This is a genomic window from Methylobacter sp. sgz302048 (genome assembly GCF_052162025.1).
Classification (GTDB): Bacteria; Pseudomonadota; Gammaproteobacteria; order Methylococcales; family Methylomonadaceae; genus Methylobacter.
The window spans coordinates 2,173,338-2,186,966 of record NZ_CP197401.1; the positions used below are offsets into that span (position 1 = coordinate 2,173,338).

15 protein-coding genes and 2 tRNA genes are annotated in these 13,629 nt (G+C 50.6%); 15 read left to right on the top strand and 2 right to left on the bottom strand.

From position 1 onward, the window contains the following. Positions 1-2: 2 nt before the first annotated feature. The 3 genes from birA to ACTNE6_RS09850 are packed head-to-tail and all read left to right on the top strand — an operon-like array spanning position 3 to position 2,685. Positions 3-998 carry a bifunctional biotin--[acetyl-CoA-carboxylase] ligase/biotin operon repressor BirA gene (gene birA, locus ACTNE6_RS09840; protein ID WP_442499557.1) on the top strand — a complete coding sequence of 332 codons (996 nt, stop codon included), beginning with the start codon at positions 3-5 and terminating at the stop codon, positions 996-998. After that, complete coding sequence (locus tag ACTNE6_RS09845; protein ID WP_442499558.1) at positions 995-1,726, top strand: type III pantothenate kinase; 732 nt, start codon at positions 995-997, stop codon at positions 1,724-1,726. The genes birA and ACTNE6_RS09845 overlap by 4 nt, the downstream gene beginning before the upstream one ends. Beyond that, on the top strand, positions 1,723-2,685 hold the full coding sequence (locus tag ACTNE6_RS09850; protein ID WP_442499559.1) for a hypothetical protein: 963 nt from the start codon (positions 1,723-1,725) through the stop codon (positions 2,683-2,685). Before ACTNE6_RS09845 ends, ACTNE6_RS09850 begins: the two co-directional genes overlap by 4 nt. On the opposite strand, the gene ACTNE6_RS09855 is transcribed toward ACTNE6_RS09850, so the two are convergent. Continuing rightward, a complete protein-coding gene (locus ACTNE6_RS09855; protein WP_442499560.1) occupies positions 2,669-3,682 on the bottom strand; it encodes a COX15/CtaA family protein in 1,014 nt (337 codons plus the stop codon). The two genes, ACTNE6_RS09850 and ACTNE6_RS09855, sit on opposite strands and share 17 nt — an antisense overlap. Before the next feature lie 231 nt (positions 3,683-3,913). Beyond that, positions 3,914-4,912, bottom strand: a complete 999-nt coding sequence (gene ygfZ / locus ACTNE6_RS09860) for a CAF17-like 4Fe-4S cluster assembly/insertion protein YgfZ (RefSeq protein WP_442499561.1) — start codon at positions 4,910-4,912, stop codon at positions 3,914-3,916. Between the two features lie 170 nt (positions 4,913-5,082). Here ygfZ and sdhC point away from each other — a divergent pair, with 170 nt between their 5' ends. The 12 genes from sdhC (at position 5,083) to ACTNE6_RS09920 (ending at position 13,581) form a co-directional block, all read left to right on the top strand. Then, the gene (gene sdhC, locus ACTNE6_RS09865) at positions 5,083-5,463 is read left to right on the top strand and encodes a succinate dehydrogenase, cytochrome b556 subunit (RefSeq protein ID WP_442499562.1); all 381 of its coding nucleotides are present in this window, start codon (positions 5,083-5,085) and stop codon (positions 5,461-5,463) included. 13 nt (positions 5,464-5,476) lie between these two features. Further along, entirely contained in the window at positions 5,477-5,857 is a 381-nt protein-coding gene (gene sdhD / locus ACTNE6_RS09870; protein ID WP_442499563.1) for a succinate dehydrogenase, hydrophobic membrane anchor protein, read from the top strand. A gap of 3 nt (positions 5,858-5,860) precedes the next feature. Next, a complete protein-coding gene (gene sdhA / locus ACTNE6_RS09875; RefSeq protein WP_442499564.1) occupies positions 5,861-7,645 on the top strand; it encodes a succinate dehydrogenase flavoprotein subunit in 1,785 nt (594 codons plus the stop codon). Then, the gene (locus tag ACTNE6_RS09880; RefSeq protein WP_442499565.1) at positions 7,645-8,430 is read left to right on the top strand and encodes a succinate dehydrogenase iron-sulfur subunit; all 786 of its coding nucleotides are present in this window, start codon (positions 7,645-7,647) and stop codon (positions 8,428-8,430) included. The genes sdhA and ACTNE6_RS09880 overlap by 1 nt, the downstream gene beginning before the upstream one ends. Beyond that, positions 8,430-8,678, top strand: coding sequence for an FAD assembly factor SdhE (locus ACTNE6_RS09885; RefSeq protein ID WP_442499566.1), 249 nt, complete (start codon positions 8,430-8,432; stop codon positions 8,676-8,678). The genes ACTNE6_RS09880 and ACTNE6_RS09885 overlap by 1 nt, the downstream gene beginning before the upstream one ends. Then, positions 8,638-9,063 (top strand): protein YgfX, encoded by a 426-nt coding sequence (locus ACTNE6_RS09890; RefSeq protein WP_442499567.1) that lies wholly within the window; start codon positions 8,638-8,640, stop codon positions 9,061-9,063. Before ACTNE6_RS09885 ends, ACTNE6_RS09890 begins: the two co-directional genes overlap by 41 nt. Before the next feature lie 112 nt (positions 9,064-9,175). After that, positions 9,176-10,267: a redox-regulated ATPase YchF gene (ychF, locus tag ACTNE6_RS09895; RefSeq protein ID WP_442499568.1), complete on the top strand. Its 1,092-nt coding sequence runs from the start codon at positions 9,176-9,178 to the stop codon at positions 10,265-10,267. Positions 10,268-10,321: 54 nt separating this feature from the next. Next, positions 10,322-10,398: transfer RNA gene (locus tag ACTNE6_RS09900), tRNA-Met, on the top strand. 74 nt (positions 10,399-10,472) lie between these two features. Then, positions 10,473-10,549 (top strand) — tRNA-Met (locus tag ACTNE6_RS09905). A gap of 601 nt (positions 10,550-11,150) precedes the next feature. Continuing rightward, positions 11,151-11,813, top strand: coding sequence for a hypothetical protein (locus ACTNE6_RS09910; RefSeq protein ID WP_442499569.1), 663 nt, complete (start codon positions 11,151-11,153; stop codon positions 11,811-11,813). 3 nt (positions 11,814-11,816) lie between these two features. After that, on the top strand, positions 11,817-12,320 hold the full coding sequence (locus tag ACTNE6_RS09915) for a hypothetical protein (RefSeq protein WP_442499570.1): 504 nt from the start codon (positions 11,817-11,819) through the stop codon (positions 12,318-12,320). A gap of 229 nt (positions 12,321-12,549) precedes the next feature. After that, positions 12,550-13,581, top strand: a complete 1,032-nt coding sequence (locus ACTNE6_RS09920) for a PDDEXK nuclease domain-containing protein (RefSeq protein ID WP_442499571.1) — start codon at positions 12,550-12,552, stop codon at positions 13,579-13,581. Positions 13,582-13,629: the final 48 nt, after the last annotated feature.

Here is a 13,629-nt window from a genome sequence, read left to right on the forward strand (position 1 = left end):
TTGTGGTTATTTCTGAAAAACAAAAGAAAATTCTGGCTATTCTTGCAGACGGCCAATTTCATTCCGGAACCGAACTGGCTCGCGTCATGAAGCTCAGTCGCGCAGCGGTATGGAAGCAGTTAAACAGCCTGACTGAGTTGGGCCTGCAACATTCGGCAGTCAGAGGTAAAGGTTACCGGCTGGACAAACCGCTTGAGCTGCTTGTGCATGCCGAAATCGATGAAGTGCTGAGCGATCGGACCCGCGAGCTGATTTCATCACTTGAAATTCATGACCGTATCCATTCCACGAACAGTTATCTGGTAGATTGCGGACAACATGGCGCGCTGTCCGGCACTGTCTGTTTCGCAGAGCATCAAACCGCCGGCAAAGGCAGGCGGGGACGGCAATGGATATCGCCTTACGGCAGTAATATTTATCTGTCTATACTGTGGCGTTTCCAGCAGGGCCCTGCCGCCATTTCAGGATTGAGCCTGGCTATCGGCGTAGCGGTCATGCGGGCTTTAAGACAGCATGATATTGAGGATGTCGGCCTGAAATGGCCTAATGACATCTACAGCCAGGGTAAAAAGCTGGGCGGTATTCTGGTCGAGGTTTCAGGCGAAACCGATGGCCCGTGTTCGGCTGTGATCGGCTTGGGCCTGAATTTATTTTTGCCCGAACCTGAGGCTGAAAGCATTACCCAGGCATGGACTGATCTGAGTAAAGTGACCGGTTGGCAGCAACTCTCCAGAAACAGGCTGGCTGGTCTTTTATTGGAACATCTGATAGCGGTTATTGCGGATTTTGAGGGGGTCGGCATTAAAGCTTATGTCGATGAATGGCGCAGTTATGATTGCCTGAAAGGCAAAGCGGCGACACTGTTTATCGCCACGCAGCAATTCGAGGGCACTGTTGAAGGCATAGATGATGACGGGCTGTTGTTGATTAAACGGTTGGATGGCCATGTCCAGGCTTTTGCTTCCGGCGAAGTCAGCTTCAGCGGTTATTTGCCATGAATTTGCTGATCGATATAGGCAATACCCGGCTGAAATGGGGCATGGCCAACGGCTATCAAATCATTGCCGGACAGCCGCTCGTCCATGATCAGGTGGTGCGGCATGAGCTTGTGAATATCTGGGAAAAAATCTCTCCGCCTCAACGGATCGCCATCGCCTGCGTCAGTGCAGGGCAACTGCTTGAACAGGTTCGTTCAGTTGCTCTTGAGCTTTGGCCTGGTATGGATATCATCTCGGCCAAAGCTCAAGCACAGGCATTCGGTGTACAGAATGCCTATGAAAATCCGGAAAAACTTGGCGTTGACCGCTGGCTGTCGCTGGTGGCCGTCCGGCATTTCTATCCGGGGCCAGCCTGCGTGATCGATTGCGGCACGGCAATAACCGTGGATGTGCTTGATACGTATGGCAAGCATCAAGGCGGCTTGATCAGCCCCGGATTGATGCTGATGAAAAAATCGCTCTCGCTGGGAACCGAGCAGCTACAATTCAGTGAAACGCATCATGCGTTCGGGCTTGCGACGAACACGGCAGCAGCCATCTATAGCGGCACCTTATCGGCCGCAGTCGGGCTGATCGAGCATGTAGTGGCCCGGCAACCGGACAATATGCAAGTGATCTTGACAGGGGGCGACGCACAGCTTGTCGCTGAGCGGCTTGTTTTCAAACCGGTCATCGACGCCGATATTGTGTTGCGTGGACTGTCCATAATCTTGAAGAGTGACGAATGAAATTTTTTTTGTTTTTAGTGGCGCTGGCTAATGTCGGACTGTTCATGTGGGAATATAAACAGGGCGCTTTCGAACCATCGGCCGATATCGCCGAGCAATACGATTCGCCGGACCAGGAAAGCATTCTATTGGTCAGCGAGCTAAAAAATGCCCAGCAAGCTCAGGCATCCGGACCTAAGCCGGATACAGCAGCAGATCCGAGGAAAACTTCGGCAGCCACGGTCCCATCAGTTTCATTGAAGGGTTTAGAGGCTCCTGATAATAATTTGCTGGCTGAGCAATTGAGTCTGCCCATGGACAAGCTTGTGGTCGAGGCAGGTTTGTCTGCTGGAAACAGCGCCGCTCGTCCGGCTGAGCAGAAAAAAGCGGAAAAAGCGCTGCCTGAATCCGCTCATGCTGACAAGGAAAAGTCAGGTCAGCCAAGGCTTGAATCCAAGCCCGTTCAGCCAATTATTGCCGCCGCTGAAAAAGCCCAAGACAATGACGCTGCAGACGAACCGGCCAGTTGTTATGAAGCCGGGCCTTTCGCCAACGGCAATGCCTATCAGCTTTGGAAAAGAGAGTTGAATGCGCCCAAGGAAGCCATTAAATCGCTGAGCCGCGACGGCGAGGTGATCAGTGATTATCTGGTTTACTATCCGGCCGCGGAAACCAGACAGCAGGCCGAGGCCAACCTGAAAATGATCAAGGACAAAGGCATCAATGATCTTTGGCTTTTGACAAAGGGTAAAGATAATGGCTTGATTTCGTTAGGCGTATTCAAAAACGAAAGCCGGGCTCTGGCGATGAAGAGCCAGTTGCTGGCCAAGGGCATTCAGGCCGAAGTCAAGCCCCGATATACCCTAAAACCCCAGAAATACGCCCAGATTAAAGCGGGCGGCAAGGTTCAGGAGCGCCTGAATGTCATGAAGCAAACTTACCCGGCTGTCGTCGTCAAACAAATCAATCAGTGCTGGTAATCCGCGAATGGCCGGGCTTTAAAACTGCCGGTTTATTTGTAGAATAACTCAGGCATATAAACAGGAAAAACTGTGCGCCGAAGATCAGGTTGGCCATTAATAAATGCACGGGTTGGGCAACCGCCGGCATGCCCAGCCTGTCCAGCGTGATGCCTGCGATGATGGCGGTCACAATCAGTCCGATAAGCGCAAAGCCGGTGCGCAGCAAAATGCTTTGCTTATCGACTGACTGGTAAACTTTCCAGACCAGCCAGAGGTTGGTAAATAAAATAATCGACGAGAAGGAACGGTGGATATAAAAAATGACAGGAAAATCGTCGCGCCAGAACTGGCGATCGATATAGGCGTGTTCATGCGCAATAAAATCCACCGCTTCGCGCACCTGGGTGCCCATGGCAACCTGCGTTAAAGTCATGATCATGGCGACGATCAAAACGGCCCGGAACTTCTCGGGCAACCCTTGAGTGTCTATCCGGCCTATAAAGTCGCGTTGCGATCGGGCAATCGTATAAATGAGCAGGGCGACTATGAACAAAGCCAGCAGCATATGCAGCGTGATCATGATTGGCTTCAGATTGCTGGCGACCACGGTGGAACCCAGCCATCCTTGGAAACCGACCAGAAAAAACACACTTAAGGATAAATAAAAGACGGTTTTGTCGGATTTCAGGTAAATGCGCGATGACCAGACAGTCAGGAAAATCAGGAATCCTACCGTCACGCCAACCAGGCGGTTGGTATATTCGGTCCAGGTTTTCACCGGGTTGAATTGCGTGCTTTCATAGCCGCGTTCGGCATAGATTTCATGATAATTGGCCGGCAACTGTGATTCTTCGGTTGGCGGAACCCATTGTCCGAAGCAGGTCGGCCAATCGGGGCATCCCATGCCCGCTCCGGAGGCTCTTACAATCCCGCCTACGAGAATGACAAAATAAACGGCGAAAATAGTCAAGGTGCCCAGGCGGCGAAAACGTATGGCTGCTTGTGTATTCATCATAGTTTTATCAGGGTGCTGCTGTTTAGGAAAGCATGCTCTTTGCTAATTCAATTTCATCTGAAATACTTTCAATTCCGGTATTTCAGCATCGGTTGCAAGACTCGGCTTGCCAAAAGCGGGAGTTGAAGAGCAGTCAATCCGGCATGCCGGACGATCAGTTCCCGCGATGTTCTGCAAGAAAGCTACTTGCATGATATCGATATAAGGAAGGTCTAATGTACACGCGTAAAATTATAACGTTAATACCGTGACCTTGTCCTGATCTTGATTGTTTAAGGCCAGATTATAAGTATTCGCATCGGACACTTGCAGAACGATAAGCATTTTATAAACATTGTTTCTGGCTTGCGCCGTGAGTACCGTGCCAATGCTTTGTTCTGATTCCGCGTTCTTGTCCATGATTGCCGTATTGGGCTGGGGCGCGGTTGCTGATTTGCATTCAGCCAGGAACATTTCCCGTTTGGTTTTGCCGAGATAGTGGGTGCGGGCCACAATTTCCTGGCCGGTGTAGCAGCCTTTGTTGAAACTGATGCCGCCCAATTTATCCAGGTTGAGCATTTGCGGAATAAATTCCTCTGACGTTTCGGGCGTCAGCCACGGAAGGCCTGCGGTAATGTCCAGATAGCGCCATTGCGCCGAGCTTTCCGGCTGGAAGCCTTGATCGCCGGTCCATGTTTTCCAAAGCATTATCGCCGCCTCCGGCTCTGATATAACCAGATACCGGCTTTGTTCGGGCGAAATATTGATAAAGACGGCATTTTGCTGGCTGGTTGCAAACAACCGCTCAGGCAAGGATAAGCCGCTCGGCTGCCCGGCGGGACAGCAGAGCCCTATCAGGCATAGTTCATCCGAGCTATCGATTAATTGCACATCGGACCTCAGGATGTACTTTTGCAGTCGCTCTTTAACCGATCCCAGCAATGCCTTCGGCAAAATCAGAAGGAAGGCATCGGTTTTTTTAACCAGCAAAAAAGTTGTAATGACGCGCCCTTTCGGGTTGCACAGAGCGCCGACACTGCTTTGAGTTTCAGTAATATCATCGATATTGCAGGTGATCTGCCCTTGCAGGAACTTTGCCGCATCTTTTCCGGCTACAGTCAGAACAGCCAGCTCAGAGATGGCAAAGATATGTTTTTCGCTGTCAGGGGAAATAGCAGGGAAAGCAATATCGCCCTCATCTTTAAATGTGGCATGTTCGGTGCTTAGAAAATTTTTCCAGTTTTGATCCATGGATGAGATTTTATGGTGGGTGCATTAAGAAGGGCATTGATTATAACGCGCTTCAAAACTAAGACAAAAAATCAGCCAGCCGCACTACGGATTGGGCATATTTTGTATTGGCTTACCCGTGACCGACAAGGTATTATTAACTTACCTTATGGCTTAAATCGTGATGTGTTATGGACCAACAGAAAAAAATCCGGCCACTCTCTCCACATCTGCAGGTTTACAAGCTGCCCCTGAATGCAGTTGCGTCTATTGTTCACCGTATTACCGGTGTCATATTGTCGATAGGATTGCTGCTGTTCGTAGGCAGTTTGCTGACAATCAGCGTGGGGGAGGATGCATATGTAACCATGCAAAACCTTATGAATCATGCCCTGGGCACTCTGATCCTCTGGTTATTTATTTATGCGCTGTTCTTTCATCTGTGTCATGGCGTCAGGCATTTAATCTGGGATGCCGGCAGCGGATTCGAACGGGAACACATGGACAGGAATGTCTATATCGAACTGATAGCATCGGTCGTTTTGACTGTCGCTGGTTTTTTCTTACTTTAAGCAGGAGGCTATCATGGATTATCGTACACCGCTTGCCAAAGCCCGGGGCCTGGGTTCTGCAAAGGCCGGAACCGCTCATTGGTGGATGCAGCGAGTCACGGCTGCCGCGCTTATTCCACTGTCCTTATGGTGGCTGACGTTTATCGGTCATCTGTTAAAGTCATCTTATCCGCAAACTGTAGTCTGGCTGTCAAAACCTTTGAACAGCGTGCTCATGATCGCCTGGATTCTGGCTGTTTTTTACCATGCCGGCCTGGGTCTGCAAGTGGTCATCGAAGATTATGTCCATACCGAATGGCTGAAGATTGTTTCCGTGTGGATCGTCAAGCTGGCATTTGTTCTTCTGGCGTTAGTCGCTGTGGTGGCGATCTTTAATATTGGGAAAATGGTATAAGGCATGTCGAACAGTTATAAAATCATTGAACATCGCTACGATACCGTCGTTGTCGGCGCTGGCGGCGCCGGTTTGCGCGCGACCTTGGGCATGGCGGAAAAGGGATTGAAAACGGCCTGCATCAGCAAGGTTTTCCCCACCCGCAGCCATACCGTCGCCGCGCAGGGCGGCATCAGCGCGGCATTGGGCAATATGGGCGAAGACGACTGGCGCTGGCACATGTATGATACCGTTAAAGGGTCCGACTGGCTGGGCGACCAGGATGCCATCGAATATATGTGCCGTGAGGCTATTCCGGCCATCATCGAGCTTGAGCATTACGGCGTGCCTTTTTCCAGAACGCCGGACGGCAGAATTTACCAGCGCGCGTTCGGCGGCATGACCACGCATTTCGGGGAGGGCACGGCCCAGCGCACATGCGCCGCTGCAGACCTGACCGGCCATGCCATTCTGCATACTTTGTATCAGCAGTCGCTCAAGCATCGGGCCGAGTTTTTTGTCGAATATATCGCTCTCGACCTGATCATGGAAGACGGTGCCTGTAGAGGCGTACTGGCCTGGTGCCTGGAGGACGGCAGTCTGCATCTGTTCAGATCTCACATGACTGTGCTGGCAACGGGGGGATACGGGCGCTGTTATTTTTCCTGCACGTCCGCTCATATCGTGACCGGCGACGGCAATGCGATGGTGCTGCGGGCCGGATTGCCGCTGCAAGACATGGAGTTTGTGCAGTTTCATCCGACCGGTATCTATGGCGCGGGTTGTCTGATTACGGAAGGTGTTAGGGGCGAGGGCGGTTATCTGACCAATTCCGAAGGCGAGCGGTTTATGGAGCGCTATGCGCCTCATGCAAAAGATCTCGCTTCCCGCGATGTCGTAAGCCGGGCCATTATGCTGGAAATCAGGGAAGGGCGCGGCGTCGGTAAAGAACGCGACCATGCTTATCTGCATATTGAACACCTGGATCCGGCCATTATAAAAGAACGCCTGCCCGGCATATCAGAGACGGCCCGGATCTTTGCCGGCGTTGATGTCACCAAGAACCCGATCCCTGTTTTGCCTACCGTACATTACAACATGGGCGGCATTCCCACCAATTATAAGGCCGAAGTCATTACTAAGAACGGGAATGATTCCGAAGTCGTTGTGCCAGGGCTCATGGCCATTGGCGAAGCCGCTTGTGTGTCAGTTCATGGCGCTAACCGGCTGGGGTCGAATTCATTGCTCGATCTGATCGTTTTCGGGCGGTCAGCGGCCATACGCTGCGCCGAGCTGGTAAAACCAAGCACCCCTCATGCCCCTTTGAAAGAAGAGGCATGCGATCAGGCGCTTGCTCGCTTCGATCGTATCCGCCACTCTAAAGGATCTTTGAAAACGGCTGATGTACGTTTAAACATGCAAAAAACCATGCAGACGCATGCAGCTGTTTTCAGAACGGGACCTGTGCTTGATGAAGGCATCGAAAAGTTAAAGCAAGTCGCTGATTCCTTTGCTGATATAGGGATAAAGGATCAATCCTTGATCTGGAATACGGATCTGGTCGAAACGCTGGAGCTGGACAACCTGTTAAGCCAGGCAATGGTGACAATCACCGGAGCGGCAAACAGAACGGAAAGCCGGGGCGGGCATGCCAGGGAGGACTATCCTGAGCGCGATGACCAGAACTGGCTGAAGCATTCATTACTCTGGCTGGATAAAGGGCAGGTCAAGATCGATTACCGGCCCGTACATCTGTATACCTTGACTGATGAAGTTGAAGCTATTCCACCTAAGAAGAGGGTTTATTAATGGTTGAATTTGCCTTGCCTAAAAACTCGGTGCCTAAAAAAGGCAAATTTTTTCCCGCGCCCGAGCATGCCAAACATATCAGGCGGTTTGAAGTTTACCGCTGGGACCCTGAAAGTGGTGAAAACCCGCGGATCGATGCCTATGAAATCGATCTTGATAATTGTGGACCGATGGTGCTGGATGCGATCATCAAGATCAAAAATGAGATCGATAGTACTTTGACCTTCAGGCGTTCATGCCGGGAAGGCATTTGCGGTTCCTGTGCGATGAACATCAATGGCAAAAATACGCTGGCCTGCATCAATGCCATTGAAGATTATCCCGGCACGATAAAAATTTTCCCGTTGCCGCACTTGTCCGTCATAAAAGACCTGGTCGGCGATATGAGCCATTTCTTCGCTCAATATGCTTCCATAAAACCGTGGATTGAGACGCAAACGCCGCCGCCAGCGGACCGGGAGCGGCTGCAGAGCAGAGAAGACCGCAAAAAACTCGACGGTTATTATGAATGCATTCTGTGCGCCTGTTGCTCAACCAGTTGCCCGAGTTACTGGTGGAACAGCGACCGTTTTCTGGGGCCGGCCGTTTTGTTGCAGGCCTACCGCTGGCTTAATGATAGCCGCGATGAAATTGCCGGCGAGCGGCTGGATGACCTCGATGATCCGTTTAAGCTGTACCGGTGCCATACCATCATGAACTGCACCGATACCTGTCCCAAACACCTGAATCCTGCCAAGGCGATTGCTGAAATTAAAAAAATGCTGTTAATCCGGCAACAAGGTTGATGGTTTCAGAAGAAAAATTGAGATGGCTCTGCCGGCGTGGTTCGCTGGAGCTGGATAAGATGCTTAACCTGTATCTGGAACATGCCTATTTAAAGGCTGGGCATGGTGAACAGCAACTGTTTCAGGCATTGCTGAATTTCAGCGATGCGGAGCTGTTGAGGTTTTTGGTGGACGGGCAAGTGCCTGAAGCAAAAGGAATGGATGCTCTTGTCAAAAAAATACGATCCCTCTCTGCTGTTGGAACTTAAACCTTCCAAACGATTAAAACAGTTGCTGATTTTTGCTCATGTGCTCGCGTTGGGTGCATGTCTGGCCGCTGCCTTGCCGCTTGCCATTAAATTGGCTTTATTGGCAGGAATAGGTCTGCACTGTTGGGGCGTTATCAGGCGCTTAAATGATTTCCGGCAGATAATCAGATATACCGAGGCGTCAGGCTGGGAAATCTTGGACGGCGATGACTTCGAACCGGTCCGAGTTATAAATTCAACGGTTATCACCGTATATGTAATATTTTTACAGGTGATAAGGCAGAACGCCGGCAAAAAGACGATTATCGTTTTAAACGATGCGTTATCAGAAGATGATTATCGATTTCTTATCGTGAAATTGAGAACAAGCGTCAACACCGGATAAATTAAATAGGCATTTTAGATTAAAGCGATAAATTGTATAATTTACCGTTTGTTTCAGCTTGAACCTCTCGCTGTATTCCTTTCTTGTACAAAATTCTATTTAAGAGAACTCTATGGCATTGTATTGCGGAATCGTTGGTTTGCCCAATGTTGGAAAATCGACCCTGTTTAACGCATTAACCCGGGCGAAGATCGCCGCCGAAAACTACCCATTCTGCACAATTGATCCCAACGTGGGCGTCGTTCCCGTGCCTGACAATAGAATGGAAAAACTGGCAGAAATTGTGAAACCCGAGCGTACACTGCCTACGACCATCGAATTTGTTGATATTGCAGGGCTGGTTGCCGGCGCCTCGAAAGGCGAAGGCTTGGGCAACCAATTTCTGGGCAACATTCGTGAAACCGATGCGATAGCCCACGTCGTGCGCTGTTTCCATGACGACAACGTTATCCATGTCGCCGGCAAGATCGACCCCGTTTCCGATATAGAAGTCATTAACACCGAATTGGCATTGGCGGATATGGCTACGGTTGACAGGGCATTGCAGCGCGTATCAAAAGCCGCCAAATCCGGCAACAAAGACGAACTGGCGAAAAAACAGGTGCTGGAGAAAGTCGCCAAGCACCTGGATACCGGCGAGCCTGTGCGAGCCATGGGGCTGAGCGATGATGAAACAGCGTTGATAAAAGACCTGTGCCTGTTGACGATCAAGCCTACCATGTACATTGCCAATGTTCAGGATGACGGCTTCGAAGACAATCCCCTGCTGGATAGGGTCAGGGCATTTGCCGACAAGGAAGGGGCGGTCGTCGTGCCGATATGCGCCGCGATAGAGGCGGAAATTGCCCAGTTGGATGACGATGAAAAGAAGGAATTCCTCGATGATCTGGGCTTGGAAGAGCCGGGTTTGAATCGTGTCGTCAGGGCCGGCTACACGCTGCTGAACCTGTCCACCTATTTTACCGCCGGCGTAAAGGAAGTTCGGGCCTGGACCATTCCGACAGGCGCAACCGCGCCTCAGGCAGCCGGCGTCATCCACTCGGATTTTGAGAGAGGATTCATCCGCGCCGAAGTGATTGCCTACGAAGATTTCATTGCCAATAAAGGCGAGCAGGGCGCCAAGGATGCCGGAAAATGGCGTCTTGAAGGCAAGGATTATGTCGTTAAAGACGGCGATGTGGTTCATTTTAGATTCAACGTTTGACAAATCTCGAGCGGGTATTTAAAATGCCCGCTCTTTTGAGAGACCTACTTCAAAGGCGATGTAGCTCAGCCGGTTAGAGCGTGGGATTCATAACCCCAAGGTCGGTGGTTCGATCCCACCCATCGCCACCATTTTCCTTATTTGAAGTTTTCTTATCGCAGTATCATCAGATGCTGCTACCTTACAAAATAAAGACCTATCCAAAGGCGATGTAGCTCAGCCGGTTAGAGCGTGGGATTCATAACCCCAAGGTCGGTGGTTCGATCCCACCCATCGCCACCATTCATTAAATCTGCAAAGTTGTCCGGTTTCTGCCCTCTTTTTTGATTGATACAATGCCTGCTCGGCATGATCAAACAAATGTCCTGCTCAATCCGACTAGCCTGGTAACAACGCGAATTGGTCAACGCCTTGGCTTTGCATCCTGCATCAGCCCATTGAAGGCGGCTTTGATTTACGGCGGTTATTTCCCAAGCCGCTGCGCATCCAGGGCAGCGGCCTGGCTCACGGGGCGATTTGCGCACGGCGATGATTGTCCTGAACATAGCGCGACAGGTGACGGCTTATCTGGCCTTACGCTATTATGCCGTTGACAGGGACGGGATTTGCCCAATACGTGCTCTTTATGTCCTCTGCGGTTGAATAAAACATATCATCGTCGTTCCCAGGTTTCCACGATCCTCCACAGGAACCGATACCGGGCTTTGGAAGCATCAGGCATGTGCAGGCCCGGTATGCATTCCCGCGCGGGAACGACGAGGAAGCGCTTACAGTCTGGCGATTCAGGCTAATGCGCATTCATCCAAGGAATCGCTTGGGAACGGGAAACCGGCATAAGCCGAAGGATAGACACATTGGTTTCTCGAAATCATAAGGAGTCAACATGACAGGCAATAGCGGCCCTCTGGGCGGATCAACCAATAGGCCGGTGATAGATGAAGGTACTCTCATTCAGCGCCGGTCGCCGTCACCTGGACCGATTGGTATCGCCGCCCAAAATAGTTTGCACGTTACCCCGGAAAATGAGTCCCGAGGATTAACTGTGGGTGAGATTCAAATGGCGAAAACAATCTTTAAGGATTCGATCAACTACGCCAGGGTTCGGGTCCATAAGGAAGGCTATTTCCCTTTTGGACTGCAGGATGCCAGGACTGCTGTGACACCTAATGGGGAGATGTATTTTCCTCCTTTAAAATTTCTAGAGGACTTCTCAACTTCTAATGATTTGAATAAATGCTGGTTTATGCATGAGATGACCCATATATGGCAGCATCAACTGGGTTATTGGGTTAGGTTTAGGGGCGCGTTCCGTCCAGGATTGGACTATAAATACACGCTTGATGCGCAGAGAAAGCTCTGCGATTACAATATGGAAGCTCAGGGTGATATTTTGGCAGATTACTTTGCGTTAAAGTTTCTTAATAATCCAAGTGCTGTCAGAAATCAACTCAGTGCCGATTCAACTGTAACTTACTCACTTGATGATTATGAAAGAACACTGAAAGACTTCCTGATCAATCCAGCAAGCAGTGAAAATCTACCCTGACACATGAAAATATTTTTTTATTTATCAATAGCCGTCGCGCTGCTCCTTACGCAGATCAGCGGGTGTACTCCGATAAGAAAGGAAATTGGGCAGGCTATTGTTCGACAAAGCGGCAATCTCCCATGCTTTTCCATTGAAAACACTGAAAAAACCCGAGCCGGCGCAAATCTTAAAGCTATAGAAGTCATAGAGGAACAAGGCAATAAAATCTGGTTTGCCGAGTTTAAAAAATCGCCTCCGTTCACGCCAGACCAGTGCATACCTTATGGTCAAACGACTGACGTATATCCAGCGAAGATGCCGGCAGAACCATTAGTACCCGGACAGGTGTATGGGGTAACGCTCTATGCGCCGATGGGAAAATATCCGTATGAGGCGCATGGATACACTGCGGATTTTTGCTTGCTTGAGCGACCCGGGCAAGAGGTTATTGTGCATCAAGTCCAATTTGACTCAAAAACATCGCGATGGCTGCGCGAAGTCTGCAACACTGGCATGTCGGATTGATCATTAGCAGATAGCTTCAATGAATCGCGGCATGCAATATGCCATAGCTGAACGACAGATAATAAATTGATTATTAAATGCTTTTTTGGACTTTAGTTGAGCATATGAGTAAAGAATAAATCCCAAACTCCAGCCATGCATCCAAACAGCCAACAAAAAACACAGAATCCGCAAAGTCTAAAAGAACAATGTCCTGTGCAATTCCATGCCCTCTATGGACCACCCGAACATGAACAGCAACAAGCTTCCCGATAACTATCCCCAATGGCTGGCAGGGCTGAAGAGGCAAATCGCCTCGGCCCAGCAGCGCGCCGCTTTAGCCGTCAACCAGGAGCTGATCCAGCTGTACTGGCAGCTCGGTGCCGACATTTTGCAGCGCCAGGCCGAGCAGGGCTGGGGCAGCAAGGTGATTGAACGGCTGGCTGAGGACTTGCAGCAGGCTTTCCCGGATTTAAAAGGGTTTTCGGCGCGGAATATCAAGTACATGCGCGCTTTCGCGGAAGCCTGGCCGATAACCGCGGCATCACCCTCAATTGTGCAACAGCCTGTTGCACAAATTCCCTGGGGCCATAATCTGGTGTTGTTGACCAAGCTGAAAACGCCGGAGCAGCGCTTATGGTACGCCCGTAAAACCATAGCGCACGGCTGGTCGCGCAATGTGCTGGTGCATCAGATTGAAAGCGCCCTGATGCAGCGCGAGGGCCAGGCGGTCAGCAATTTCAGCCGAAACCTGCCCGACCCGCAATCCGAACTGGCTCAGGCAACGCTGAAAGACCCTTATATCTTCGATTTTTTGAGCATAGGCGCAGAAGCGCGCGAACGCGACATAGAACAGGCGCTGACGCAGCATATCACCCAGTTCCTGCTGGAGCTGGGCGCCGGCTTTGCCTATGTCGGCAGACAGGTCGAGCTGAACGTGGGCGGCGATGAGTTTTATCTGGATTTATTGTTCTACCATCTGAAATTGCGCTGCTATGTGGTCGTGGAGCTCAAAACCGGCGATTTCAAGCCGGAGCATGCAGGACAATTGAGTTTTTATTTAAGTGCGGTAGACGCCCGGATCAAAAGCGAACAGGACGCCCCAAGCATCGGTTTGCTGTTATGCAAGACCCGCAACAAGCTGGTCGCGGAATACGCCCTGCGCGACAACAACAAGCCGATCGGCGTGGCGGAATATCAGCTGGCCCAGGCACTGCCCGCCGATCTGGAAAATCAGCTGCCTAGTATTGAACAGATTGAGCGTGAACTGGAAGGCGATTGATCCGGAAATTCAGTGCGTAGATTGGGTTGATAAACCCAGCTTCGAAGC

Bases quoted from the DNA above. Each gene is read 5' to 3' on its own strand.
- ACTNE6_RS09850 (WP_442499559.1), top strand. From the start codon at position 1,723: ATGAAATTTTTTTTGTTTTTAGTGGCGCTGGCTAATGTCGGACTGTTC.
- ACTNE6_RS09915 (WP_442499570.1), top strand. From the start codon at position 11,817: ATGAAAATATTTTTTTATTTATCAATAGCCGTCGCGCTGCTCCTTACG.
- sdhD (WP_442499563.1), top strand. From the start codon at position 5,477: ATGGATTATCGTACACCGCTTGCCAAAGCCCGGGGCCTGGGTTCTGCA.
- ACTNE6_RS09845 (WP_442499558.1), top strand. From the start codon at position 995: ATGAATTTGCTGATCGATATAGGCAATACCCGGCTGAAATGGGGCATG.
- ACTNE6_RS09910 (WP_442499569.1), top strand. From the start codon at position 11,151: ATGACAGGCAATAGCGGCCCTCTGGGCGGATCAACCAATAGGCCGGTG.
- ACTNE6_RS09920 (WP_442499571.1), top strand. From the start codon at position 12,550: ATGAACAGCAACAAGCTTCCCGATAACTATCCCCAATGGCTGGCAGGG.
- ACTNE6_RS09880 (WP_442499565.1), top strand. From the start codon at position 7,645: ATGGTTGAATTTGCCTTGCCTAAAAACTCGGTGCCTAAAAAAGGCAAA.
- ygfZ (WP_442499561.1), bottom strand. From the start codon at position 4,912: ATGGATCAAAACTGGAAAAATTTTCTAAGCACCGAACATGCCACATTT.
- ACTNE6_RS09885 (WP_442499566.1), top strand. From the start codon at position 8,430: ATGGTTTCAGAAGAAAAATTGAGATGGCTCTGCCGGCGTGGTTCGCTG.
- sdhA (WP_442499564.1), top strand. From the start codon at position 5,861: ATGTCGAACAGTTATAAAATCATTGAACATCGCTACGATACCGTCGTT.
- ychF (WP_442499568.1), top strand. From the start codon at position 9,176: ATGGCATTGTATTGCGGAATCGTTGGTTTGCCCAATGTTGGAAAATCG.
- ACTNE6_RS09855 (WP_442499560.1), bottom strand. From the start codon at position 3,682: ATGATGAATACACAAGCAGCCATACGTTTTCGCCGCCTGGGCACCTTG.
- sdhC (WP_442499562.1), top strand. From the start codon at position 5,083: ATGGACCAACAGAAAAAAATCCGGCCACTCTCTCCACATCTGCAGGTT.